The sequence below is a fragment of the Kocuria marina genome (genome assembly GCA_014652975.1).
GTDB lineage: Bacteria > Actinomycetota > Actinomycetes > Actinomycetales > Micrococcaceae > Kocuria > Kocuria marina.
Window position 1 is genome coordinate 68189 of record BMZV01000006.1, and the last position, 23735, is coordinate 91923.

A 23735-nucleotide genomic window follows, 5' to 3' on the forward strand; every position below is an offset into this window, starting at 1 on the left:
GACGCCGTACGGCCGAGTTCGCCGGGGCAGGGCCGAGTCCGAACACACATGCCACGCGGGGCATGTTGGCCTTCGGGCGGGGCGAGCGCACATAGAATGAGGCCGTGGTGAAATCGCACGAGACTGCCCTGAGACGGACCCTTGCCAGGGTCTCCCCCGGTACCGAACTGAGGACGGGGCTGGAGCGCATCCTCCGGGGCCGCACAGGCGCGCTCATCGTGCTCGGATTCGACCGCTCCGTGGAGTCGCTGTGTTCGGGCGGGTTCGACATCGACACCGAATTCACCCCCACCAAGTTGCGCGAACTCGCCAAGATGGACGGGGCGATCGTGTGCGACAAGGAAGCCACCCGCATCCTCAAGGCCGGGGTCCAGCTCATGCCGGACGCGTCCATCCGCACCCAGGAGTCCGGCACGCGTCACCGCTCCGCCGAGCGCACCGCCAAGCAGACCGGTGTTCCCGTGATCTCGGTCAGCCAGTCCATGAGCGTCATCACGATCTACGTGGCCGATTACCGCTACGCGATCGACGGTTCCCAGGCCATCATGGCCCGCGCGAACCAGGCCCTGCAGACCCTGGAGCACTACAGCAACCGCCTCGAGCAGGTCCTGGGCAGCCTCTCGGCGCTCGAGATCGAAGCCGCCGTGACCGCCCGCGACGTGGCCCTGACGCTGCAGCGGATGGAGATGGTGCGCAGGATCTCGGACGAGATCGGGTGGTACGTCCTGGAACTCGGCTCGGACGGGCGTCTGATCTCCCTGCAGCTCGAGGAGCTCACGGCCGGGACGGGACCGGGGCCCGGCGTAGTCCTGCGGGACTACCTGCCCGAGGCCACGACGCCCGAGGTGATCGCGGAGTCCCTGGACCGGCTCGCCCGGTTGTCGTCCACCGAACTGATCGATCTGCAGCGGGTCGCAGTGGCCGCGGGTCTCACCGGGCCGCAGGGCAACTTGGATGTGGACCTGCACCCCCACGGTTACCGGCTGCTCGAGGGCATCAAGTCCATGCCGCGTGCGGTGGCGAAACGGCTCGTGGCCCAGTTCGACGGCCTGCAGTCGCTCATGGCCGCGAACCTCGAGGACCTGATGTCCGTGGAGGGCATCGGCGAGCAGCGTGCCCGCACCGTACGCGAGTCCTTGTCCCGTATGGCCGAGACGAGCCTGCTGGAACGGTTCATGTAGCAGTCCGGGTGGCCCGGTCGCGGACGCGGCCCGTGCACCGCCCGGGCATCGCCCACCGATGGTCACCTCGAGGGCCGCCAGCCGGCCGCGCGAACCTCGGGACCGCCGTCGCCGGTGGATCTGCGCAAGCCGCGAGCCGCCCGTCGCCCACTCACTGCAGACTGAAAACGGCCTGCTGGCTCGCGACGTCCCCGAGTGACGTCGTGAGGTTGTAGTACCCGGCGAGCGCCTCGGACTGGCCGGCCGGGCAGCCCTCCGCGGTGCGCACCCGGTTCCACGTGAGCCGTGCGGTCTCCTTCTGCCCCGTGTCCAGGGTGATCTGACGGTCCTCACCGGCTGCCGCGCAGTGCCGTGAATCAAAGACGGTGTCCGCACCGGAGGTCACCACGAAGGCCATGTGATTGCTACCGGCGTCCACGCGGCACGGGTGCTGGCCCTTGTTCTCGAGGGTCAGTTCGAGCACCGGGTTCTGGCCCGCCGCGTAGCTCTGTTTGTCGGTCGCGGCACTCACCGCCAGATCCGCGCCGCATTCCGGCGCCGCCGTCCTGCTGGCACTCGGGCTGCCGGACGCACCGGGTGCACCAGACCCGGACGGTGTGGGCCGGGCAGTGAAGTCCGCGAACTTGTTCTGGGGATCCGTGCTCGGCTGCGCCGCGGCGTCGGGCTGCTGCGTGGCATTCGTGTCGTCGGCGTCCGGTGCCGTGAGTGCGCGCACGCCCGAGACCACTGCCCACAGCAGGGCCAGTGCCAGGACGACGATCACGGCGAGCGCGACCATGCGGCGTCGCCGATAGACGTGCTCCGGGAGCCTGCCCCCGGTGTCCGCGGATTCCGTGGGGGACGTGGGGGGATCGTGCTGTTCGGAACCGGAAGCCATGGTCTCCAGGCTACCGTGGACAGTTATGAACTCGAGCCGCACACCAGCCCGCGACGAGCGACTTCACGGCACTCACGCAGCCGTGATCGAGTGGTACCGGCGGGCGTCCCGCGACCTGCCGTGGCGCGCGCCCGAACGCACACCGTGGCAGGTGCTCGTAAGCGAGATCATGCTGCAGCAGACCCCGGTGGGGCGCGTCCTGCCGGTGTGGCGCCGGTGGCTCGAACAGTGGCCGGAACCGGGCGATCTCGCGGCGGCGTCGCCGGCGGAGGTCCTGCGCGCGTGGGACAGGCTCGGCTACCCGCGCCGCGCGCTGCGGCTGCACGCGGCTGCCCAGAACATCGCCGCGGAGCACGACGGGCGGGTGCCCGAGGACCACGCACAGCTGTTGGCGTTGCCCGGGATCGGCGCGTACACCGCGGCGGCAGTGGCCGTGTTCGCGTTCGGTCAGCGCCACACGGTCGTGGACACGAACATCCGCCGGGTCGAGGCCCGGGTGTTCTCCGGGCGGGCCCTGCCGTCCCGTTCCCTCACCGCGGCGGAGACCCGGTTGGCGCAGGACGTCCTGCCGCAGGACGTCGCGGAATCGGTCGCGTGGAACCAGGCCGTGATGGAACTGGGCGCACTGATCTGCACCGCGCGTTCCCCGCGCTGCGACGAGTGCCCCGTGCGGCGGGACTGCGCGTGGGTCGCGGCTGGCAGCCCTCCCGCGCAGGAGACGCCCAGGGGCCAGTTGTGGCACGGCACGGACCGCCAGGTCCGGGGGGCCATGATGGCAGTGCTGCGCGCCGCGGACGAGCCCGTGCCCGCGCAGTTGCTGCTCACGGACCTCGCGAGCTCGGAACAGATCGCCGGGGAGCACGCGGCCCCACCCGCCGTGGTGATCGAACGGCTCGGGGCCCTGTGGCGGCTGCCCGCGCCCGCCGAACAACGGGAGCGTGCGTTGAACGGACTGCTCGCGGACGGTCTGGCCACCTCGAACGACGGCGCGGTCAGCCTTCCGGGGTGATCGCGCGGATCATCCGCGTGTTGCCCAGCGTGTTGGGTTTGACCCGGGCCAGGTCCAGGAACTCGGCGACGCCCTCGTCGTGGGAACGCAACAGCTCTGCGAAGACCTCGGGCTCGATGGTCTCCTGGTTCTCCATCACGGCGAATCCGTGCCGCGCGAAGAACGCCACCTCGAAGGTCAGGCAGAAAACCCGGCCGACCCCGAGCCGAGCCGCACGGGCCAGCAGTTCCTCGATCATCCGCCCGCCCACGCCATGACCGCGCGCCGCGGGGGACGTGGCCAGGGTGCGCACCTCCGCGAGGTCCTCCCACATCACGTGCAAGGCCCCGCAGCCCACGAGGTTCCCGGCGTCGTCCTCCGCAACCACGAACTCCTGGATACTCTCGAAGTACGTCACCGTGTCCTTGGTGATCAGGATGCGCTCGGCCGCCATGGGCGCCACGAGCTCCTTGATGCCATGGACGTCCGAGGTCCGGGCGGGGCGGATGCGGATCTCTACCATGCCCACGACTGTACGCGTCCGTTCGAACGCGAGCGGGCGGCGCCGCCGACCGTTGTGGTCGACGACGCCGCCCGCTCGCGGAGGCGCCGCGGTGCCGGGCACCGCGCGGGGTGGCTCAGGCCTGCGCCTGGGCCGCTCCCCCGCCGCTGTCGGGCCCCGAGTGGGGCGAGCGCGGCACGTCTTTGCCGGACTGGCTGTCGGCGTCGTCCGAGAACGCCGGGGTGTTCTCGATCTCCCGGATCTCGTCGTCGGAGAGCTCGGACATGGGCGTGGAGGAGAAGGTGAAGGTGGCGTCGTCGCCCTCACCCTCGACGTCCACCGAGATCTTCTCACCCGAGGCGATCTCGCCGAACAGGATCCGCTCGGAGAGCTGGTCCTCGATCTCGCGCTGCATGGTCCGGCGCAGCGGCCGGGCACCCATCGCGGGGTCGTAGCCCTTCTTGGCGAGCAACTGCTTGGCGGCGTCGGACAGCGAGATGGACATGTCCTGCTCACGCAACCGCCGCTGCAGGCGCGCGACGAACAGGTCCACGATCTGCACGATCTCACTCTCGCTCAGCTGCGGGAACACGATGATCTCGTCCACGCGGTTAAGGAACTCGGGACGGAAGTGCTCCTTGAGCTCCTCCTGCACCTTGGCCTGCATGCGGTCGTAGGACGTGGCCGCGTCCCCGCTGGCCTGGAAGCCCACGGGAACCGTGCGGGAGATGTCCCGGGTACCGAGGTTCGTGGTCATGATGATCACGGTGTTCTTGAAGTCCACCACACGGCCCTGCGAGTCGGTCAGGCGACCGTCCTCGAGGATCTGCAGCAGCGAGTTGAAGAGGTCCTGGTGGGCCTTCTCGACCTCGTCGAACAGCACCACGGAGAACGGCTTGCGGCGGACCTTCTCGGTCAACTGACCGCCCTCCTCGTACCCCACGTAGCCCGGAGGGGCACCGAAGAGCCGGGAGACGGTGTGCTTCTCCTGGTACTCGGACATGTCCAGCGTGATCAGGGCGTCCTCGTCACCGAACAGGAACTCCGCGAGCGCCTTGGCCAGCTCGGTCTTACCCACACCAGTGGGCCCGGCGAAGATGAACGAGCCACCCGGGCGGCGCGGGTCCTTCAGACCAGCTCGGGTACGGCGGATGGAGCGGGACAGGGCCTTGATGGCCTCGTTCTGCCCGATGACGCGCTTGTGCAACTCGTCCTCCATGTGCAGCAGCCGCCCGGACTCCTCCTCGGAGAGCTTGTACACGGGCACACCCGTGGAGGCGGACAGGACGTCCGAGATGACCTCCGGGGTCACCTCCGAGATCTGGTCGTCGCCCTCGCGCCACGCAGTGTCCTTCTCGTCACGCTCGGCGATGAGCTTCTGCTCGGTGTCGCGCAGGGACGCGGCCTTCTCGTAGTCCTGGCCCTCGATCGCGGCTTCCTTGGCACGCTTGGTGTCCGCGATCTTCTGCTCCAGGGCCTTGATCTCCGGCGGCGCGGTCATGCGCTTGATGCGCAGACGTGCACCGGCCTCGTCGATCAGGTCGATGGCCTTGTCGGGCAGGAACCGGTCCGAGACGTAGCGCGCGGACATGTGCACCGCGGCCTCCAGCGCGTCGTCCGAGATGGACACGCGGTGGTGCGCCTCGTACTTGTCGCGCAGGCCCTTGAGGATCTCCACGGCGTGGGCCTCGGAGGGCTCGTCCACCTGGATGGGCTGGAAGCGCCGTTCGAGGGCGGCGTCCTTCTCGATGTGCTTGCGGTACTCGTCCAGCGTGGTGGCACCGATGGTCTGCAGCTCGCCGCGCGCCAGCATGGGCTTGAGGATCGACGCGGCGTCGATCGCGCCTTCCGCGGCACCCGCACCCACGAGCGTGTGGATCTCGTCGATGAACAGGATGATGTCCCCGCGCGTGCGGATCTCCTTGAGCACCTTCTTGAGGCGTTCCTCGAAGTCACCGCGGTAGCGGGAACCGGCCACGAGCGATCCCAGGTCCAGCGTGTAGAGCTGCTTGTCCTTGAGCGTCTCGGGGACGTCCCCGCGCACGATCGCCTGGGCCAGGCCCTCCACGACCGCGGTCTTACCGACACCGGGCTCACCGATCAGCACCGGGTTGTTCTTGGTGCGCCGGGAGAGCACCTGCATCACGCGCTCCATCTCGCGGTAGCGCCCGATGACGGGGTCCAGCGTGGACTCGCGCGCGGCGGCGGTGAGGTTGCGACCGAACTGGTCCAGCACGGCCGACCCCGCGGGAGTGCCCTCCGCGCGGCCACCGGTGCCGACGCCGGCGGCTTCCTTCTCCCCGCCGGCGTTGCCGGACTGGTAGCCGGAGATCAGTTCCAGCACCGTGGCGCGGACCTTACCGGGATCCGCACCCAGCTTGACGAGCACCTGGGAGGCCACGCCCTCGCCGGCACGGATGATCCCGAGGAGGATGTGCTCGGTACCGATGTAGTTGTGCCCCAACTGCAGGGCCTCGCGCAGCGAGTGCTCGAGCACCTTCTTGGCGCGGGGCGTGAACGGGATGTGGCCCGAGGGCGCTTGCTGGCCCGGGCCGATGATGTCCTGGACCTGCTCGCGGGCGGCGCTCAGGGTGATGCCCATGGACTCGAGGGCCTTGGCGGCGACGCCCTCACCCTCGTGGATCAGGCCGAGCAGCAGGTGCTCGGTCCCGATGTAGTTGTGGTTGAGCATCCTGGCCTCTTCCTGGGCCAGCACGACGACCCTGCGGGCGCGGTCGGTGAAGCGTTCGAACATGGATACTCCTTCATTGATCTCTGTCAACGATGCTAGGCATCCCGCGCGGCGTTTCCGGCACTGTTCGCCACTGGCGCACGGTATCCAGCCCTCAGCAAAATTCCCCCCGGGGGGCCTTTCGCAACTCCCCGTCCCGTGCTCCCCGGTACCGACGACAACGGCCGGAACACGCCTGTTGCGGCGTGTTCCGGCCGTGATGCCGGGGTGTGCTACGAACTCAGTCGTTGTGAGCGGCGTAGTACTTGTCCTGGATGTCCTGGTGGATGCGGCCGCGGTCCGAGACCTGCAGGCCCTGCTTTTTGGCCCACGCGCGGATCTTGGGGGTCTCGGGGTTGCCCGAGCGGTTCGGGCGCGTGGTGGTGTTCTGGCTGCGCCCGCTCTTGGCGGACGCGCGGCGACCGGCCGCGACGTAGGGACGCAGGGCGTCGCGCAGCTTGGTGGCATTGGCCGAGCTCAGGTCGATCTCGTACTGGCCGCCGTCCAGACCGAAACGCACGGTCTCATTGGCCTCGCCGCCGTCGATATCGTCTTCAAGAATGATTTTCACGGTCTGAGCCATGCTCCAGCTCCTCCAAACGCCCTACGGGCTCGTCGATCAATTATTCGCGCTAGCAAATTCATGCTGTGGGGTGAAACACAGGAATTTGTCCCCCGTGTGATTCCGATCTCCATTCCTCGTGGAAACTGTTCGGATTCACCCATGGGAACGCCCCCGGAATGAAATGCAGGGACCGCGGATTCACGGTCCTATCATGGCAGATATTCGAATAATTGTCATCACGGGCTATTGGGATCTTCCGGGGATTCACGAATAGGAATGCTGTTGCGTAAGTCCAGACCCCGTTGTTGCCGGGTCTTATCCTCCTGATATCCGAACGGGACTTTGTCCCCCTCGCGTTCGCGTACCGAGCGGTACCACTGCTCGGCGTCGTCGCGGGCCTGTGCCTGCGCATTGCGCTCGGTCCTGTCCCCGCGCAGCAACCAGCGCATCACGAGGTAGAAGACCACACCCACACCGAGTGAGGGTACGAAGACGGCCAGGTAATCCATGACGGTGATCATTCTCTCCAGGACTGGACGGCGGCTGGACGCGGTACTGCGCCGGGTCGGTTCACTCGGGCTTCATGAGTGGGAAGAGGATGGTGTCCCGGATACCCAGGTTGGTGAACAGCATGATGAGCCGGTCCAGCCCCAGGCCGAGCCCGCCCATGGGCGGCGCGCCGTATTCGAGGGCCCGCAGGAAGTCCTCGTCCAACTGCATGGCCTCGTCGTCCCCCGCCGCGGCGAGCCGGGACTGCTCCGTGAGCCGGTCGCGCTGCACCACCGGGTCCACGAGCTCGGAGAACGCGGTGCCACGCTCCATCCCTCCGATGATCAGGTCCCACGCCTCGATCAACCCCGGCTTCTCGCGGTGGGGCCGGGCGAGCGGTTGTGCGGCCGGCGGGTAGTCGTACACGAACGTGGGTTGGATCAGGGTGGGCTCCACGATTTCCTCGAAGAGTTCCATGACGAGTTTCTGTGCGTCCCATGCAGGATTCACTTGGATATCGCGCTGAGCGGCGATCTTTCGCAGTTCCGTGACATCCGTGTCCGGGGTGACCTCCCGTCCCACGGCCTCGGACAGTCCCGGATACACGGAAACCCATGCCCACTCCCCGAACAAATCAATGCGGCCGTCCTCGGTGTCCACCCCGTCCACACCGAGCGCGCGGGCACATTCCTGGATGATCTCCTGGATCCGCTGCGCCATCACGAATTGATCGGCATAGGCCTCATACGCCTCGAGCGTGGTGAATTCCGGGCTGTGGGAGGAATCCACACCCTCGTTCCGGAAGACCCGGCCGATCTCGAAAACCCTGTCGATACCGCCCACGACCGCGCGCTTGAGATACAGCTCGGTGGCGATACGCAGCGTCATGTCCTGGTCGAACGCGTTGAGGTGCGTACCGAATGGGCGCGCCGCGGCCCCGCCGTGCACGAGCTGGAGCACGGGGGTCTCGATCTCCACGTACCCCTGTTCCTCCATGACACGGCGTACGGTGCGCGTGATCGTGGAGCGCGTGAGGACGACGTCGCGGGCCTCCTGGCGCACGATCAGGTCCAGGTAGCGCTGGCGCACCCGGGTTTCCTCGTTGAGTTCCTTATGCATGGTGGGCAGGGGGCGCAGGGCCTTGGAGGCCAAGGTCCACGAGTCCGCCATCACGGACAGCTCCCCGCGCCGCGAGCTGATCACGCGACCGGTGATGGCCACGAAGTCGCCAAGGTCCACGAGGGCCTTCCACTGCGCGAGGGGTTCGTCCCCCACGTTGACCTTGGAGAGCATGGCCTGCAGCCGGGTGCCGTCCCCCTCCTGGAGGGTCGCGAAGCACAACTTGCCGGTGTTGCGCACGTGGACCACACGACCGGCCACGGTCACGACGTGCTCGGTCTCCTCCCCGGGTTCGAGCTGACCGAACTGCTCACGGACCGCGGCAAGGGTCGTGGTGCGATGCACGTCCACGGGATAGGGCGCCATCCCGACGACCTGCGCTGCCTGGCGCTTGGCGGCGCGCACGGCCATCTGATCGTTGAGCTCGTGGGCGCTCAGCTCCGGATCGGTGCTGGCGGTGTCTGCGGGAACGGTGGATTCGGGCTGCTCGGTCACAATGGACCAGGATACCGCCCGCGCTCAGATTCGCATGTTGTCGATCAGGCGGGTGGGGCCCACCCACGCCGCCACGAGCGCGAGGGTCCCGGGGCCGGGTTCCACGAGGGAAAGATCTCCCGGGTCCACGGTCACGAAGTAGTCCAGGCGCACCTCCGGCTCGGCGTCGATGGCGCTGCGCGCCCGCTCGAGCGTGAGCTCCCCTGCCGCGAGCGCGCGCAACGTCCGGTGCAGCACGAGCGCGTGGCCGGCCTGCGCGGCGGAGAGGTACTGGTTGCGCGAGGACAGGGCGAGCCCTTGCTCCGAGCGCACGATGGGCACCGCACGGATCTCCACCGGGTGATCGAAATCACGCACCATCCGCTGCATAAGCAGCAGTTGCTGCGCGTCCTTCTCCCCGAAATAGGCCCGCAGTTCGGCGGCGGGGCCCGGTGCCGCGATCGCGAACAGCTTGTTGACCACGGTCAGGGCGCCGTCGAAGTGCCCGGGGCGCGTGGCCCCCTCCAGGATCGACCCTGCCCGCCCGGAGGTCACGGACACCACGGGCGTCCCGTCCGGGTACATCTGCTCGACCGACGGCGCGAAGACGAGGTCCACACCCACCTCGGCGAGCCGCGCAACGTCCCCGTCCAGGTCCCGCGGGTAGCTCTCGAAGTCCTCGCCGGGACCGAACTGCAGTGGGTTGACGAACACGGACACCACCGCGAGGTCGTTCTCCGCACGCGTGCGCTGCGCGATCCGCGCGTGCCCGTCGTGCAGGGCACCCATGGTGGGGAACAACCCCACGGTGCGGGCGCCGCGGGTCACGCGCGCCCCGATCTCCTCGCGCAACTGCGCCACGGTGGTGCACACCACGGGTCCCGTCACGGGCGTTCCTCTCCGTCGAGCGCGGCAAGCACCGCGCGATAGGTCGTCTCGTCGATCCGGCCCGACGACGCCGCGCGGGCCGCGGTCTGCCGCGCCAGTGCGCGGTACCCCGCCAACAACTGCTCCCCGGCGTCCGTCTGGCGCGCTCCCCGCACGGAGGCGTCGGGTGCCGTGACGCGCTCGGGCGAGCGGGCGGCGTCGGCGGCGGAGACCCCATCTTGGGACAGCTCCCGTAGGGCGGCGACGTGGGCGGCCACCGTGGCGACGTCCCCGCGGGCCACGGGACCGGTCAGGGCATCCTCCCCGGAGGCCAGGGCGTTGTCCACCGTGGCTCGCGCGAGGGGGCCCAGGACGCGTTCCGGGTGGGTGACCCCGATCTGCCCGAGCACTTGCATGGACTCCCCGAGCAGGGTCATCACGTGATTGGAACCGTGGGCGAGCGCCGCGTGGTACAGGGGGCGATCCGCTTCCGCGATCACCACGGGCTCGGCGCCCATCTCCACCACGAGGGCTTGCGCGATGGGCAGGACGGGTGCCGCGGCGGTGACGCCGAAGCTGCAGTCCGCGAGCCGGTGCAGGTCCAGACTGAGCCCCGTGAAAGTCATGGCGGGGTGCACGGCCAGGCCAATCCCCCCGGCGCGGCGCACGGGTTCGAGCACATCCGTGCCGTAGCGCCCCGCGGTGTGCACCACGAGCTGACCGGGTTGCCACGCGCCCGTGGCACCGAGCCCGCTCACCAGGCCTGGTAGTTGGTCGTCCGGGACCGCGAGCAGTACGAGTTCACTGCGTTCCACGATCGTGGGGACGTCCAACACGGGTACGTCCGGCAACAGGGCGCCCGCGCGCTCCCGGCTCTGTTCGGAGGACGCGTGCACACCCACGACGGCGTGTCCCGCAGCCCGCAGCGCGGCGCCCAGCACCGCGCCCACCTTGCCGGCACTGATCACGCCCACGCCCAACCGGCCCGGGCGGTCACTGGGTTGTCTCACGGAAATTCTCCTCGTCGGGGACGACGGCACGCACAGAGTAGCGCACGCGCCTCAGCTCCCCCGCGGGTCGGGCGTGCCTGCCAGCGCAGTGGCGTGCTGTTCGCGGCCCCGACCGTTGACGCGGTCGCGCGCCGCGCGGGCAAGGTCCGTGTGGCGTGCCTGCAGCTCGCGGACCTGTGCGGTGTCCAGGTGGTGCACGGACGTGGTCACCGACCCGGGGGTCACGTGCACCGCGAAACCACTCAGCCGCAACCGCCGGTCCACGGGACCCTGGGTCACGGCCACGGACTGCGTCTTGTGGTGCGGGATCACGCTCGCGTGCCGTGCGAGTCTGCCCCACCGCAGCACGAGCGCGGACGTGTTCAAGGCGAAGCCCGTGCGACGCCACGTGAGCGGATCCAACCAGCGGGCCCTCCGGGGGCTCGTGGTGAAGTCCTCCGAGCCGCCGATCCCCGTGAGTCCCTGGTCCACGAGCTCGGTGGGCGCGTGTTCGAGCGGCAGCACGAGGTCGAGGATCTCATGCACGTTCTCGAGTGTGCCCACGGGCAACACCGTGGAACCGAGCCCCTCGGTGCCCTCGGAGCCGCCTTTACCCGCGGTAATCACACGGACGTGGTGGCCGTCGAAACCGCGCCACATCAGGGGTTTACCGACCTCCAGGGCCTGCACCCTCCCCGTGGGAATCGTGGAGGAGCGCTCGTTGAACAACCCGGATCGGGTGCGCACCCCGGAGGGGACCACGCTGAGCGTGAACCCCCAGCTCTTCTCGAGCCGCGAGTACACCGTGGAGACCACGCCGAGCAGCAGGGGGACGAAACTGGGGATCATGACCCGCATCACCTGGGCGTTCCAGAACGCGGCGATCACCGCCGCCACCGCCATGAGCAGCAGGAGCACGGCAGGCGGGGAACATACGAGGCTCAGCAGCACCCGGCTCGTGGGCACCGTGAACACGCGCCGCAGCTCGTCCTGTTCGCCCAACAGGCCGTACTTCCGGGCGGCCCGCACGTCCACGGTGTCGCGCCTGCCGCGCTCGCCCGTACCGGCCGCGGGGTCCCCCGGGTACGCGGGGTAGCGGTCGGTTGCGCCGGAGTCCACGGCGGGGACGACGGCGCTCGCCGCCGAACGGTCCCACGGCGCCACGCGCCCGGGGCGGGTGACCTGCGGATCCCGGTACCGGTCGGCAGCCGCCTCCCCCGTTGCTTGGCCGTCATGAGCGGCCGACGCCTCGTGGGCGTCCGGGGCGGTGTGCGGGATCGGCGCGTCCGACGCGTGGTGCGCGGCCACGAGCAGTTGTTGCCGCAGCTGGCGGGCGTGGTCGCGGCGAAGGTAGGACAGCTCGAGGACGCTGGACCCGCCGTCTGCGACGTCGAACTTCAAGGACGCGAGACCCAGGATCCGGGGGACGAACTTGCGCTCGATGTCGATGCCCTGGACCCGGTCCAGGCGGGCCTGGCGGTGCGTGCGAAACAGCCACCCCGTGCGCAGGCGCACGTGTTCGTCCGTGATCTGGTAGCGGATGAACCACCACGAGAGTAGACCCAGACCGATGAGCAGGCCGAGCACACCGCACAGGATCGCGATCGCAAGACCCACGCCCGCGAGCTGCACCGCCCCGCCCACGTCCATCTCGATGGGGTCCCCGTTGAGCACCGCCGTGACGAGGTCGTCCAGGAACACGTTGCCGAAGCCCCACGCGAGGGCCACCACGAGTAGCCAGCTGCGCACGAAAGGCGTGAGCGGGTGCACCCGGTGCCACGCGCCGTCGGCGTCCGCCCCGGGGCGTGGACCCGTGCCAGTGCGCTGGGCGGACCCGGGGAGCGGACCGGAGCCCGGGTCTGTCGGCGACCCCGGCTGCGCGTAGCGGTGGGACGGGTCCGGGCTCATCACAACCCCACCATGTGCTCTTCCCCGCGCTCCGTGAGCTGCTCACGCAACCGGCCCGCCTCCGCGCGGGGTAACCCGGGCAGCACGGCGTCCGTGGCCGCGGACGCGGTGTGGAGCGTGAGCGTGGCCAGCCCGAACGCGTTGAGCACCGGCCCGGTCTTGATGTCCACGTACTGCATCCGCCCGTACGGCACCACGGTCACGCTGCGGAAGAACAGGCCCTTGCGCAGCCACAGTTCGGTGGGTGCCTCCGCGTAGCCGATGGCCCGGACCCGGCGCGGGATCAGGGACAGGTTCACGAGACCCAGCCCGAGCACGATCCCGAACAGCACCCACATCCACCACTGCGGGCGGTCGCCCCAGGTCCCGAGCAGACCCAGGATCAAGGGGATCGAGAAGATCGCGGTCCACACGACGGTGGAGATGGCGGAGCTGATCAGGCGTACGGAAACGTACTGGGGCGCCACCCGGTGCCAGGTCAGTCCCGGAGGTGACAGTTCATCGGTGGCGGGCATATCCTCCCTCTCCTGGGGCGTACGGGTCCCGCCGTCCACCGTAGGGGGTTTCCTCCTCCGCGTCGGGGTCATCGGGTGGGAGCCGACACGATTTCTCCACGATCCAGCCCACGACCGCCAGCACGATCCCCGCCACGCCTTGGGCGATGCACAGCCACAACGGTTCCTGCGTGGAACGCACCCCGAGCAGGGTGAGCTGGTCCACGCCGATCCCGGCGTGCCACCCGGCGGTCAGCGCTCCGTAGTACGCGATCGCCTGCGCCGCCGCTGCCGTACCCACGGCCCACACGGGATCGTACGGTTTGCGCCGAGCCGGGTCGCGACGTCGCCCGGCACCGCGTTCGGGGTCCCGGTAGGCGCGCAACCGCAGCCCCAGGTACCCCACCACGAGCGCGGCCGCGAGTTCGGCGAGCAGACTGAGCCACGGCAGGATGAGCAGGCTCTGGTGTTGCCCGCTCACCACGTGATTGAGGCTCCACCCCACGGCCGCCGCGACCGCGGCGGCCGCCACGAGGGACAACACGTTCAGGTATCGCACGGGAACCCCACCTCCGGTCGCACGCGGTGCTCGGTCACGGTCAGATCCGCGAAGTCCGAGGCCTCACGGGCCAGCTCGCGGACGGGTCGGCCGTCGAGGTGGGCCCGCGGATCCATGAGGGCCCACGGTTCGAGCACGAACGCGCGTTCGTGGGCCCGCGGGTGCGGCAACTGCAAACGCGGATCGTCGCTGTGGACGTCCTCGAACCACACGACGTCCAGGTCCAGGGTGCGCGGCCCCCAGCGCACGTCACGCGTGCGACCGTGCTCGGCCTCGATGCTCTGGCACACCGCGAGCACCTCGAACGGCGTGAGCCGGGTACGCAGTTCCACGACCGCGTTGAGGTAGTCCGGGGAGTCCCGCGGTCCACCCACCGCGCGGGTCTCCACGACCGGTGAGCTCGCCGTGACACTGATCCCGGGTGTCGCGTCCAGCGTCCGCACGGCCTGCCGCAGCACCGTCAACCGCTCCCCCAGGTTCGCCCCCAGGGCCACAACACACCGGGCCGTCATCCGTCCGCGCTCGCCTCGTAGTGTCCTCGGCGGCGGTGGATGCTCACGGCCACGTCCGAGAACGTCACGTCGATCGGCGCCTTGGGTTTGTGGACCGTGACCTCGAGCTCGGCCACCGCGGGGAAATTCTCCACGAGCGCCCGCGCGATCTCCTCCGCGAGTGCCTCGATCAACTGGAACCGGGTCCCGATGATGATCTCCCGCACCATTTCCGCGACCTCCCCGTAGTGCACGGTGCGGGTGAGGTCGTCGCTGGTCCCGGCCGGTCGCAGGTCCATGTAGAGCACGAGGTCCACGAAGAACGGCTGACCGCTGCGGCGTTCCTTCTCGAACACGCCGTGGTAGCCCACCGCGCCCAGGCCGGTGAGGGTGATCCGATCGCGATGGTTCTTGTCAGGGGCGGGTGTGTTCATGGCGGGCTCAGTTTCCCATATCCCGGGGGTGCAGTACGGGCGGGGCGACGCCGCGCCACGCGTGAGCCGCGGCCACCGCGTCCACCGTGATCGGGACGTCGTGAACGCGCACGGCCCAGGCTCCCCCGAACGCGGACAGTGCGCTGATGGCTGCCGTGGCCGTGTCCCGCTCATCCACGGGACGCGGTCCGTCCTGCGTGGCCAGCAGGGCGCCCACGAAGCGTTTACGGGACGCGGCGATCAGGACCTTGCCGAGACCGGTCAGCCGGGGCAGGGCGCGCAGCAGTTCCCAGTTCTGCTCCCCCGCCTTGGCGAAGCCGAGCCCCGGGTCCACAATCAGGTGCTCCGGGCGGATCCCCGCGGCGAGGCAGCGCTCCCGCAGCTGCTCGAGCTCGGCGAGCACCTCGGTCACGGTGTCGTCGTAGTCCGCGAGGGACGTCATGGTCTGGGGGGTCCCGCGCGAATGCATGAGCACGTACGGCACGCCCCGGTCCCCGGCCAGCTCGATCATGCGGGGGTCCAGGTTCGTCCCGGAGACGTCGTTGATGATGTGCGCCCCGGCGTCCAGGGCGGCCTCGGCCGTGTCCGGGTGCAGGGTGTCCACGCTCACGACGACGCCGCGGTCGCTCAGTTCGCGGATCACGGCCAGCACGCGCCGCTGTTCCTCCCGCGGATCCACCCGTTCGGAGTCGGGCCGGGTGGACTCCCCGCCCACGTCCACGATGTCCGCGCCCTGTTCGGTGAGCAGCAGCCCGTGCGCCACCGCCGCGGCCTCGGTGTCGTGGCGACCGCCGTCGCTGAACGAATCTGGGGTCACGTTGAGGATGCCCATCACGAGTGTGCGTCCGGTGGGCAGCGCGTCGAACGAACCCCAGCCAAGCGCGTGCCGAGCGGGCCCGGCATGGTGGGCCCGAACGCCGTCGGGCGAGCTCGCGGCGTCGTGCGGCGCGCTCATTGCGCGCGCCCCGCCTGGATCAGGTTCATGGCCTCGGCGCGGGTTGCCGGGTTACGCAGTTGACCGCGCACGGCCGACGTCACGGTCTTGGCGCCGGGTTTACGAACCCCCCGCATGGACATGCACAGGTGCTCGCACTCGATCACCACGATCGCCCCGGCCGGGTGCAGGTGCTCGCTCAGGGCCTCAACAACCTGCGTGGTGAGCCGCTCCTGGACCTGGGGACGCTTGGCGTAGAGGTCCACGAGCCGCGCGAGCTTGGACAGGCCCGTGACCTTGCCTTCCGGGCCCGGGATGTACCCCACGTGAGCGAGCCCGTGGAACGGCACCAGGTGGTGCTCACACGTGGAGTAGAACGGGATGTCCCGCACGAGCACCATCTCGGAGTGGCCGATGTCGAAGGACGTGGCCAGCAGGTCCACGGGGTCCTGGTGCAGACCCGCGAAGACCTCGGCGTACGCGCGTGCCACCCGGGCCGGGGTGTCCCGCAGACCATCGCGGTCCGGGTCCTCCCCCACGGCCAACAGGATCTCGCGCACCGCGGCCGCGATCCGAGGTTGGTCGATCGTCGGATCGAGCTGGGGGGCATCGGCGTAGTCCGCGTAGGACCCCGACACCGGCTCGTGCGGATCGTCCTCGTGGGTGCCGTGCATCAGGGGTTCTCCCGCCGCACACCGCCCGGTTCCTGTCCGGACGGCCCGTCCGGGCCCGCGCCGGAGGCGTCGGCCCCCGGCTGTGGGTCCTGGTGCTCGGGCACCTCGAGCGGGTGTTCCGGCTTGGCGGCCACGGCCTGGTCCTGCGGTGCCATGGTGCTGGGGTCCTGGAGGTTCTTGCGGCGAGCCTCCTCCCGTTCGGCGGACGTGACCACCGGCGGGATGTCGGAGACCTCGCGCTCCTCCCCGGAAAGCCACACCGGGCGCAGGTCCCGCTTGGTGACGTCCCGGAAGATCTCCTGGATCTGGGCCTCGTTGAGGGTTTCCTTTTCGAGCAGCTCCAGGGCCAGGCGGTCCAGGACGGGACGGTTCTCGAGCAGGATCTGGTGTGCCTCGGTGTGGGCCTGGTCGAGCAGTGCCCGCACCTCGTCGTCCACGACGGCCAGCGTGTGGTCCGAGTACTCCTTGGAGCCCGAGCCCATCTCGCGGCCCACGAACGGGTCCGAGTTGTCCCCGCCGATCTTGACCGAGCCGATCCGCGAGCTCATCCCGTACTGGGTGACCATCTTGCGCGCGGTGTCCGTGGCCTTCTGGATGTCGTTGGACGCACCCGTGGAGGGGTCGTGGAACACGATCTCCTCCGCCGCGCGACCGCCCATGGCGTAGGCCATCTGGTCCAACAGCTCGTTGCGGGTCGTGGAGTACTTGTCGTCCGAGGGCATCACCATGGTGTAGCCCAGCGCTCGGCCGCGCGGCAAGATCGTGATCTTGGTGACGGGGTCCGTGTTACGCAGTGCCGCGGCGACGAGCGCGTGGCCGCCCTCGTGGTACGCGGTGACCTTGCGCTCGAGTTCCTTCATCACGCGGGAACGCTTCTGCGGGCCGGCGATCACGCGGTCGATCGCCTCGTCCACCGCGCGGTCGTCGATCAGCTGCGCGTGGGAGCGGGCGGTCAACAGCGCGGCCTCGTTCATCACGTTCGCGAGTTCCGCACCCGTGAACCCTGGCGTGCGCTTGGCCACGGAGGCCAGGTCCACGTTGTTCGCGAGCGGCTTGTTCTGGGAGTGCACGCGCAGGATCTGCTCGCGGCCCTTCATGTCGGGGGCATCCACGCCGATCTGGCGGTCGAAACGGCCCGGGCGCAACAGCGCGGGGTCCAGGACGTCCGGGCGGTTGGTCGCCGCGATTAGGATCACGTTCGTGTTGGCGTCGAAGCCGTCCATCTCCACGAGCAACTGGTTCAGGGTCTGCTCGCGCTCGTCGTTGCCGCCGCCCATACCGGCACCGCGCTGGCGGCCCACGGCGTCGATCTCGTCCACGAACACGATGGCCGGGGCGTTCTCCTTGGCCTGCTGGAACAGGTCGCGCACGCGGGACGCACCCACGCCCACGAACATCTCCACGAAGTCGGAACCGGAGATCGAGTAGAACGGAACACCGGCCTCACCCGCCACGGCCTTGGCCAGCAGGGTCTTGCCGGTACCCGGAGGGCCGTAGAGCAGCACACCCTTGGGAACCTTGGCACCCACAGCGGTGAAGCGGTCGTGCTCCACCAGGAACTGCTTGATCTCGTCGAGCTCCTGGACGGCCTCGTCCGCGCCGGCCACATTCGCGAACGTGACCTCGGAGTTCTCCTTGTTGAACATCTTGGCCTTGGACCGGCCGAACTTCATGGCCTGCCCGCCGGTCTGCATGCGGGCGAAGATGAACCAGAAGATACCCAGGATGATCAGGAACGGGAGCAGGAAGCGTACGAGCGACAGGAACCAGTTGTTCTCCACGGGTTGGTCCGTGAAGCCGCTCAACTGGGCGTCGTTCATGGTCCGCACGACGTCTTCCGCGCGGGGCTGGACGTAGAAGAACTCCACGTCCTTACCGAGGTTCTGGCCGTCCCGGTTCAGATCGTCCCTGAGGCTGAGCTCCACCTTCTGCTCGCCGTCGTAGATCTTGGCCTCGTCGACCTTGTGGTCCCTGAGCAGTTCCAGACCCACGTTGGTGTCCACGCGGGACGAGGTGGGGCTGAACACGCTGGCGCCCACGGGAACCAGGACCACAATGGCCAGCAGGATCCAGAAGAGTGGACCCTTGAAGAAACTCGTGGGTTTTTTTGCCGTGGCCAAGCCGTTGATCCTCCCATGGACGTGACACGTTTCGTCACGGCCCGCTCGTACACCTGTCTCCATGGGGCGGAGGGGTGGGGAACGGTGGCCGTGACGTGTATGGCACAATCTATCGCTTCGAATGGCGCTGCGACGCCGTGCGTGCGGTCCGTTCTTTCACAGCGCACACGATTGGGCCACGGTACACGCCTCTGCCCGAAATTGGCTGGGCGTGAGGGTCCGTGCGCGACTCACTCGTAAACGTGCGGTGCGAGCGTGGCGATGCAGTCCAGGTTGCGGTACTGCTCCGCGAAGTCCAACCCGTACCCCACCACGAACTCGTTGGGGATGTCCCAGCCCACATAGCGCACGTCGATGTCCGTCTTGGCGGCGTCGGGCTTGCGCAGCAGCGTGCAGATCTCCACCGAGGCGGGTCCGCGCGACTCCAGGTTGGTGCGCAGCCAGGACAGCGTGAGGCCCGAGTCGATGACGTCCTCCACGATCAGCACGTCCTTGCCGTGCAGGTCCGTGTCCAGGTCCTTGAGGATGCGCACCACGCCCGAGGACTTGGTGCCCGAACCGTAGGAGGACACCGCCATCCAGTCCATGGGGTACTGCCCCTCGAGCTCGCGCATGAGGTCCGCCATGACCATCACCGCACCCTTGAGCACCCCCACGAGCAGCACGTCCCGCCCGTCGTAGTCGCGGTCGATCTGCTGGGCGAGTTCACGGACCTTCTGCGCGATCTGTTCCTTGGTGAACAGGACGTTGCTCAGGTCGTCGTGGACGTGTTCGGCCTTCACTGTGCACTCCCGGGGTCGTTCGTGGGTGGACTTGTCTCCAGCGGGCGAGGTCCGCGCTCACCGCGCAGCTCGAGGCACCCTCGCGCATGGGTCGCGTCCGAGCGGTGCCGCCACGCTGCCACCTTACCCGCCATCTGCACCGGCCCGGCCGCCCCGTACCCGAGCGCGAACTGCTCGAGCGCGCTCAACCGTTCGAACGTGGGCGTCTCCCCGCCCGCGAGGACACATGCCTTCGCGAGCATGCGTCGGCGCAGCGCCGCCGGGGTCCCCTGGAGGACGGCACCGTCCAGCACGACCGACGAGCCGGACGACGCCGCGGGCACCAGGGCGGCGTCGAACGCCAGGGACGCCTGTTCGTCCAGGTAGTCGGCATCGGCGCCGAGTACCGACGCCGTGCGGGCCAGTGCCCTGCCCACCCCCGGCCCCAGCTGGGACTCGAGATAGGGCAGGACCTCGTGGCGCACGCGTGCGCGGGTCAGTGCAGTGTCCGCGTTGGTGGGATCGTGCCATGGCGACAGCCCCTCGGCCGCGCACACCGTCTCGGTCTCGGCGCGCGTGACGTTGAGGAACGGACGCAGGTACAGCACGTCGTCGACATGATGCCGCTCGGGCATCCCGGACAGCGAGCGCGTTCCCGAGCCCCGGGCGAGGCCCAGCAGCACGGTCTCCGCCTGGTCGTCCCGTGTGTGTCCGAGCAGGACGGCGGCAGCGCCGGTTCGGCGCGCGACATCGCTGAGGGCGCCGTAGCGGGCGAGGCGCGCGGCCATCTCGGGGCCGTGGTGCTCGAGCACCACCGTGACCCGCTCGACCGCGACGGGCTCGAGGCCGAGCTCCCGCACGGTGCGCGCCGCGTCACGGGCCACCTCGGCCGAGCCCTCTTGAAGTCCGTGGTCCACCACGACGGCGCCCACCCGCACGCGGCCGCGCCGCGCGAGGTGCGCAGTCGCTGCGGCGAGCGCGAGGGAATCGGCGCCACCGCTGCATGCCACGAGCACGAGGGGCGGGCGGGGATCAGTGCCCGCCCGCGCGTGCTCGGTAGTTGTTTCCCGCGGGGTCGTCGAGGGGTCCGGACGCATCGGATCACGTGCGTCCGCTCCCCCGGCCGACGTCTCACGGGGTAGGTGGTCTACAGCGCGGGCCACCGCACGCCTGGCGCGGGCGACCACGGGATGGAGGCGACCGGCCCGTCCGTGCTGCACCCCGTCAGTCCTGGGCGGACCTGGCGCGCTGCGCCGTTTCCTCGGCCATCCCCAGGACCTTGCTCAGCACGGGGGTGGTGTCACCGAGCATGACCAGGGCGCGTTCCAGTTCCCCCACCGGAACCACCGAGGCGAGCGCGGACACGGCATCCGTGTCCGTGGTGATCCGCGTGCGGATCTGTGACGTGGACAGCACCGGTTGGGATGCCTCCACCCTGTTCAGGACGGCCTCCTGGTCCGAGGACCCTGCGCTGTCCTCGAGCATGACCAAGCGTTCGTAGACCGCAGGGTTACCGATCTTGATGCGTCTGCCGCTGATGAGTTGGGAGAGCATGGGCGCGGACAGGCCCAGGACCTGGGCCAGCCTGCGCTGCGTAATACCGTAGACCCCCACCACGGCGCCAAAACGCTCTGACAGCGGCTGACCGTACAGCCGGATCTGTTGATTGATGTTTTCAGAGCTCACACGGTCATCTTGACACAGACAACCGGGGGAAAACCCGAGAGCACGTCCCGGGCTCAGCCCAGGACGCGATCCATCCAGGCCTGCGGGTCGTGGATCTCCACCTCGGTGGGCAGGGTCTCGGGTGAGGTCCACACCGTGTTGAAGCGCTCCATGCCCACACGCTCCACGATGTACTCCACGAACTTCTGGCCGTTGCTGTACTGGCGCATCTTGGCGTCCATGCCCAGCAGGGAACGAATGAACCGGTCCAGGGCGCCGTGGGTCGCGGAGCGGTCGTCGAAGCGGCGGCGGATGGTCTTCACGGAGGGCACGATGGACGAGTCCACGGCGTCCATGACGGCGTTGGCGTGACCCTCGAGCAGGGACATCACCGCCGTCACGTGGGAGACCGTGTCACGTTCGGCGTCCGTGAGCAGATGGGTCATGGGACCCAGACCCGCGTCCGGGCGGCCGGCGGAGCGGCCCGTGATCGACGCCGCGGCGGCGCGCAGGCGATCCCACGCGGACGCGTCCAGCGAACCCAGGCGGGAGATCTGCTCGAGCATGTGATCGCGCAGCCACGGGGCCGCCGCGAACTGCACACGGTGGGTCTGTTCGTGCAGGCACACCCACAACCGGAAGTCCTCGGGTGCCACGTTGAGTTCGTGCTCGGTCCACAACACGTTGGGTGCCACGAACATGAGCCGACCCCCGGGGTGGGAACGGGCCGCCTGTTCGGAGACGAGCCCGGCGTAGGGGTCGTACTGCCCCAGGACCTTGGCGGACAGGAAACCCACCAGGGCCCCCATCTCCGCGGCGATGGCCGTGGGCGCCACGCCCCGCAGGGCGGCGTCGAACGTGCCGGGGTCCTTGGCGTGCAACCGGTCGAAGACGGGCTGGACGAGCACGGAGAACGTCTGCGTGTTGGCCTTGGCCCAGCCCGCGCGGTCCACCACGAGCACGGTGGAGTCCCGCAGGTTCTCCGCGGCGTCCAGACGCGTGATCGCGTGGACGTGGTGCACCGATTCATGTGCGAAGTAGCGCAGGGACTCCACGGCGCGGGACATCTCACGCGGCCCGGGCGTGGGGCCCGGCGGGGTCAGTTTGGCAGCGATCTGGGCGGCTGCGTCCCAGTCCACGAGCGAACGACGTGTCAGTTCTTGGCTCATGCGCTCACTCAATCACACCCGGGCGGTCACGCGAATGGGCGGAGGCTGGAAACTCCCGGGGTACGGCGCGTTCCGCGAGTGGTCGGCTCACGCAGATCTCGCGAGCGCGGCCACCGTGCGATCCACGGTGTCCTTGGCCCGGGTGGTGTCCCCGCTGACCCCGTTGAGCACCAGGGAGTACACGAGCACGCTGCCGTCGGCGCGTTGCACGTACCCGGACAGCGCCACGACGTCCAGCAGGGTCCCGGTCTTGGCCCGGGTGACACCGCGCGCCGCGGCCTCCGCCGGGTCGTCGAAGCGCTCCGAGAGCGTTCCCTGGGCTCCCGCCAGTGGCAGCCCCCGGCCGTACGGACCGTAGCGGGGATCCGTGACCAGGGTGTCCACCGCGCGGGCGAGTGTGGTGGCGCTGACCCTGTCCTGCTGCGCCATCCCGCTCGCGTCCGCGGCCCGCAGGCCCTCGGTGTCGATCCCATGCTCGGCCAGGGCGGCCGGGATCAGCTCCTGCACACCCGTCACGCTGCCCTCACGTCCGGAGGCCACCGCGGCGACCCGCGCGAGGCTCTCGGCGAGGGAATTGTCCGAGTGCGCGAGCATGTAGGCACTCTGTTCGGACACGGGCGCGGATGCCACGCGCGCGAGCCCCACGGCGTCCTCCGGGGCACTCGCGGCGCCTCCCACTGTGACGCTCGCCCCTGCGCCCAGGCGCTGTTCGAGCTGGCGCGCGAATTCTCGCGCGACCGCGGCCGCAGGGTCCTGGGGCCGTTCGCCGCCGGAGCCCGGGTCCGCGCCGTCCGCGGTGGGCACCCGGTGGGAATACAGGGCCACGGGCGCCACACGGGTGATCTCCCCGGCGGCGACGTCCTCCCCCTCCCACGCGGGGTTCAGCTCCGGTCCGGCGAACAGGTCCGTGTCCAGTTCCACGGTCCACTGCCCGGAGGCCGCGGCATCGGGATCGTCCTGTCGCAGGGCCTGCGCGGTGCGTTCCGCGAGCGTCCCCAGTCCCGCATGACCGTTGACCGCATCCGCCCGCCCCTCGCCCGGAGCGAGCAGGGTGTCACCACCGGCCACCAGGACGAGTTTCCGCGGCTGATCCCCCCGGACCACGGTGGTCTCCAGTCGTTCGTACGGGTCCACGGTCGCGGCCAGCGCCAGGGCGGTCAGCACCTTCTGGTTCGACGCCGGCACCATGGGCCGCTCCTGCGACCGCCCCGCGACCACGGTGTCCTCCCCCGCCACCGCCACGGCGGCTGCCACGGTTCCCGGGGCCCCGGTCAGACCCGCGTCCAGGGCCTCCGCCACGCCCTCGGCATCCACCGTCCCGGACGCTGCCGCCAGACCGGCCGCAGCGGGATCGGGCGACGCCGCGGCGTCGTCCGCGTCCTGCGCGTGCTGCCATGCCGGCCGTAGCTCCGCGACGACCGCGGGCACGGCGAATGTTGCCGCGACGAGCACCGCGAGCGCGAGCAGTGCACACGCGAGGGGCCAGGAGCGGCGACGCGCGGAGGTACTCGGTGGGGGTGCGGGCATGGCCCTCATTCTCCCGTACCCGCCCGACACGGACAACGCACCGAGCGCCGTCGTACGCCGAGCACCGGACCGCTACGGGCGGGCGCTGCCCTACGGCGCGGCCACGGCCGGTATCGTGGGAGCATCCGATCGAACGCGCGGCGGCTCGGCGCTGTCCCGCGCGGTGCCCGGGTGCGCGAACCGCCCGGCACACAGCACTACGACCCGAGGAGTTTGA

At 69.6% G+C, this 23735-nt stretch carries 24 protein-coding genes; 3 read left to right on the forward strand and 21 right to left on the reverse strand.

All coding sequences use genetic code 11. The annotated features are described in order from the left end of the window. Positions 1–104: 104 nt before the first annotated feature. Positions 105–1181 carry a DNA integrity scanning diadenylate cyclase DisA gene (gene disA, locus IE157_RS11675; protein ID WP_064846309.1) on the forward strand — a complete coding sequence of 359 codons (1077 nt, stop codon included), beginning with the start codon at positions 105–107 and terminating at the stop codon, positions 1179–1181. A 151-nt stretch (positions 1182–1332) separates the two neighbouring features. On the opposite strand, the gene IE157_RS11680 is transcribed toward disA, so the two are convergent. Continuing rightward, positions 1333–2058: a hypothetical protein gene (locus tag IE157_RS11680; RefSeq protein WP_193520057.1), complete on the reverse strand. Its 726-nt coding sequence runs from the start codon at positions 2056–2058 to the stop codon at positions 1333–1335. Between IE157_RS11680 and IE157_RS11685 the strand changes: the two genes are divergently transcribed. Next, on the forward strand, positions 2057–3067 hold the full coding sequence (locus tag IE157_RS11685; RefSeq protein ID WP_156523404.1) for an HhH-GPD family protein: 1011 nt from the start codon (positions 2057–2059) through the stop codon (positions 3065–3067). The genes IE157_RS11680 and IE157_RS11685 overlap by 2 nt on opposite strands. Here IE157_RS11685 and IE157_RS11690 read toward each other — a convergent pair. The 20 genes from IE157_RS11690 to dacB all read right to left on the reverse strand — a co-directional run bounded on the left by IE157_RS11690 (position 3051) and on the right by dacB (position 23518). Next, complete coding sequence (locus IE157_RS11690; RefSeq protein ID WP_179861259.1) at positions 3051–3569, reverse strand: amino-acid N-acetyltransferase; 519 nt, start codon at positions 3567–3569, stop codon at positions 3051–3053. The genes IE157_RS11685 and IE157_RS11690 overlap by 17 nt on opposite strands. Positions 3570–3684: 115 nt before the next feature. Beyond that, entirely contained in the window at positions 3685–6303 is a 2619-nt protein-coding gene (locus IE157_RS11695) for an ATP-dependent Clp protease ATP-binding subunit (RefSeq protein WP_193520058.1), read from the reverse strand. Between the two features lie 217 nt (positions 6304–6520). Further along, positions 6521–6862, reverse strand: a complete 342-nt coding sequence (locus IE157_RS11700; protein ID WP_035959173.1) for a histone-like nucleoid-structuring protein Lsr2 — start codon at positions 6860–6862, stop codon at positions 6521–6523. 218 nt (positions 6863–7080) lie between these two features. After that, positions 7081–7353, reverse strand: a complete 273-nt coding sequence (locus tag IE157_RS11705) for a hypothetical protein (RefSeq protein ID WP_318281465.1) — start codon at positions 7351–7353, stop codon at positions 7081–7083. A 61-nt stretch (positions 7354–7414) separates the two neighbouring features. Continuing rightward, positions 7415–8863, reverse strand: a complete 1449-nt coding sequence (gene lysS / locus IE157_RS11710) for a lysine--tRNA ligase (RefSeq protein WP_404820644.1) — start codon at positions 8861–8863, stop codon at positions 7415–7417. A 108-nt stretch (positions 8864–8971) separates the two neighbouring features. Continuing rightward, positions 8972–9814, reverse strand: coding sequence for a pantoate--beta-alanine ligase (gene panC / locus IE157_RS11715; protein WP_193520061.1), 843 nt, complete (start codon positions 9812–9814; stop codon positions 8972–8974). After that, complete coding sequence (locus tag IE157_RS11720) at positions 9811–10803, reverse strand: Rossmann-like and DUF2520 domain-containing protein (RefSeq protein ID WP_064846316.1); 993 nt, start codon at positions 10801–10803, stop codon at positions 9811–9813. Before IE157_RS11720 ends, panC begins: the two co-directional genes overlap by 4 nt. 51 nt (positions 10804–10854) lie before the next feature. Then, complete coding sequence (locus tag IE157_RS11725; protein ID WP_193520062.1) at positions 10855–12690, reverse strand: PH domain-containing protein; 1836 nt, start codon at positions 12688–12690, stop codon at positions 10855–10857. Beyond that, complete coding sequence (locus IE157_RS11730) at positions 12690–13205, reverse strand: PH domain-containing protein (RefSeq protein WP_098054260.1); 516 nt, start codon at positions 13203–13205, stop codon at positions 12690–12692. The genes IE157_RS11725 and IE157_RS11730 overlap by 1 nt, the downstream gene beginning before the upstream one ends. Continuing rightward, entirely contained in the window at positions 13189–13743 is a 555-nt protein-coding gene (locus IE157_RS11735; RefSeq protein ID WP_131333415.1) for a DUF3180 domain-containing protein, read from the reverse strand. The genes IE157_RS11730 and IE157_RS11735 overlap by 17 nt, the downstream gene beginning before the upstream one ends. Next, positions 13731–14255: a 2-amino-4-hydroxy-6-hydroxymethyldihydropteridine diphosphokinase gene (gene folK / locus IE157_RS11740; protein WP_064847376.1), complete on the reverse strand. Its 525-nt coding sequence runs from the start codon at positions 14253–14255 to the stop codon at positions 13731–13733. Before folK ends, IE157_RS11735 begins: the two co-directional genes overlap by 13 nt. Continuing rightward, on the reverse strand, positions 14252–14668 hold the full coding sequence (gene folB, locus IE157_RS11745; protein ID WP_131333416.1) for a dihydroneopterin aldolase: 417 nt from the start codon (positions 14666–14668) through the stop codon (positions 14252–14254). The genes folK and folB overlap by 4 nt, the downstream gene beginning before the upstream one ends. Positions 14669–14675: 7 nt before the next feature. Next, the gene (gene folP, locus IE157_RS11750) at positions 14676–15623 is read right to left on the reverse strand and encodes a dihydropteroate synthase (protein ID WP_144998929.1); all 948 of its coding nucleotides are present in this window, start codon (positions 15621–15623) and stop codon (positions 14676–14678) included. Then, the gene (gene folE, locus IE157_RS11755) at positions 15620–16276 is read right to left on the reverse strand and encodes a GTP cyclohydrolase I FolE (RefSeq protein WP_193520063.1); all 657 of its coding nucleotides are present in this window, start codon (positions 16274–16276) and stop codon (positions 15620–15622) included. Before folE ends, folP begins: the two co-directional genes overlap by 4 nt. Then, complete coding sequence (gene ftsH / locus IE157_RS11760; protein ID WP_064847374.1) at positions 16276–18396, reverse strand: ATP-dependent zinc metalloprotease FtsH; 2121 nt, start codon at positions 18394–18396, stop codon at positions 16276–16278. The genes folE and ftsH overlap by 1 nt, the downstream gene beginning before the upstream one ends. A gap of 230 nt (positions 18397–18626) precedes the next feature. Further along, complete coding sequence (gene hpt, locus IE157_RS11765; protein ID WP_098054248.1) at positions 18627–19178, reverse strand: hypoxanthine phosphoribosyltransferase; 552 nt, start codon at positions 19176–19178, stop codon at positions 18627–18629. Further along, on the reverse strand, positions 19175–20377 hold the full coding sequence (gene tilS / locus IE157_RS11770; RefSeq protein ID WP_404820643.1) for a tRNA lysidine(34) synthetase TilS: 1203 nt from the start codon (positions 20375–20377) through the stop codon (positions 19175–19177). Before tilS ends, hpt begins: the two co-directional genes overlap by 4 nt. 4 nt (positions 20378–20381) lie before the next feature. Continuing rightward, on the reverse strand, positions 20382–20843 hold the full coding sequence (locus tag IE157_RS11775; RefSeq protein ID WP_064847371.1) for a hypothetical protein: 462 nt from the start codon (positions 20841–20843) through the stop codon (positions 20382–20384). A gap of 53 nt (positions 20844–20896) precedes the next feature. Continuing rightward, positions 20897–21991, reverse strand: a complete 1095-nt coding sequence (locus IE157_RS11780) for a zinc-dependent metalloprotease (protein WP_167318828.1) — start codon at positions 21989–21991, stop codon at positions 20897–20899. An 87-nt stretch (positions 21992–22078) separates the two neighbouring features. After that, complete coding sequence (gene dacB, locus IE157_RS11785; protein WP_193520064.1) at positions 22079–23518, reverse strand: D-alanyl-D-alanine carboxypeptidase/D-alanyl-D-alanine endopeptidase; 1440 nt, start codon at positions 23516–23518, stop codon at positions 22079–22081. On the opposite strand from dacB, the gene IE157_RS11790 reads away from it, so the two are divergent. After that, positions 23517–23735: a hypothetical protein gene (locus IE157_RS11790; protein ID WP_193520065.1), complete on the forward strand. Its 219-nt coding sequence runs from the start codon at positions 23517–23519 to the stop codon at positions 23733–23735. The genes dacB and IE157_RS11790 overlap by 2 nt on opposite strands.

What these genes read in the sequence shown, in the direction of transcription:
- folB (WP_131333416.1), bottom strand. Translation starts at nt 14,668, where the DNA reads ATGAACACACCCGCCCCTGACAAGAACCATCGCGATCGGATCACCCTC.
- dacB (WP_193520064.1), bottom strand. Translation starts at nt 23,518, where the DNA reads ATGCCCGCACCCCCACCGAGTACCTCCGCGCGTCGCCGCTCCTGGCCC.
- folP (WP_144998929.1), bottom strand. Translation starts at nt 15,623, where the DNA reads ATGAGCGCGCCGCACGACGCCGCGAGCTCGCCCGACGGCGTTCGGGCC.
- IE157_RS11730 (WP_098054260.1), bottom strand. Translation starts at nt 13,205, where the DNA reads ATGCCCGCCACCGATGAACTGTCACCTCCGGGACTGACCTGGCACCGG.
- IE157_RS11685 (WP_156523404.1), top strand. Translation starts at nt 2,057, where the DNA reads ATGGTCTCCAGGCTACCGTGGACAGTTATGAACTCGAGCCGCACACCA.
- folE (WP_193520063.1), bottom strand. Translation starts at nt 16,276, where the DNA reads ATGCACGGCACCCACGAGGACGATCCGCACGAGCCGGTGTCGGGGTCC.
- IE157_RS11695 (WP_193520058.1), bottom strand. Translation starts at nt 6,303, where the DNA reads ATGTTCGAACGCTTCACCGACCGCGCCCGCAGGGTCGTCGTGCTGGCC.
- IE157_RS11680 (WP_193520057.1), bottom strand. Translation starts at nt 2,058, where the DNA reads ATGGCTTCCGGTTCCGAACAGCACGATCCCCCCACGTCCCCCACGGAA.
- IE157_RS11705 (WP_318281465.1), bottom strand. Translation starts at nt 7,353, where the DNA reads ATGGATTACCTGGCCGTCTTCGTACCCTCACTCGGTGTGGGTGTGGTC.
- folK (WP_064847376.1), bottom strand. Translation starts at nt 14,255, where the DNA reads ATGACGGCCCGGTGTGTTGTGGCCCTGGGGGCGAACCTGGGGGAGCGG.
- IE157_RS11725 (WP_193520062.1), bottom strand. Translation starts at nt 12,690, where the DNA reads ATGAGCCCGGACCCGTCCCACCGCTACGCGCAGCCGGGGTCGCCGACA.
- IE157_RS11700 (WP_035959173.1), bottom strand. Translation starts at nt 6,862, where the DNA reads ATGGCTCAGACCGTGAAAATCATTCTTGAAGACGATATCGACGGCGGC.
- lysS (WP_404820644.1), bottom strand. Translation starts at nt 8,863, where the DNA reads ATGGCCGTGCGCGCCGCCAAGCGCCAGGCAGCGCAGGTCGTCGGGATG.
- IE157_RS11780 (WP_167318828.1), bottom strand. Translation starts at nt 21,991, where the DNA reads ATGAGCCAAGAACTGACACGTCGTTCGCTCGTGGACTGGGACGCAGCC.
- IE157_RS11790 (WP_193520065.1), top strand. Translation starts at nt 23,517, where the DNA reads ATGGCCCTCATTCTCCCGTACCCGCCCGACACGGACAACGCACCGAGC.
- IE157_RS11690 (WP_179861259.1), bottom strand. Translation starts at nt 3,569, where the DNA reads ATGGTAGAGATCCGCATCCGCCCCGCCCGGACCTCGGACGTCCATGGC.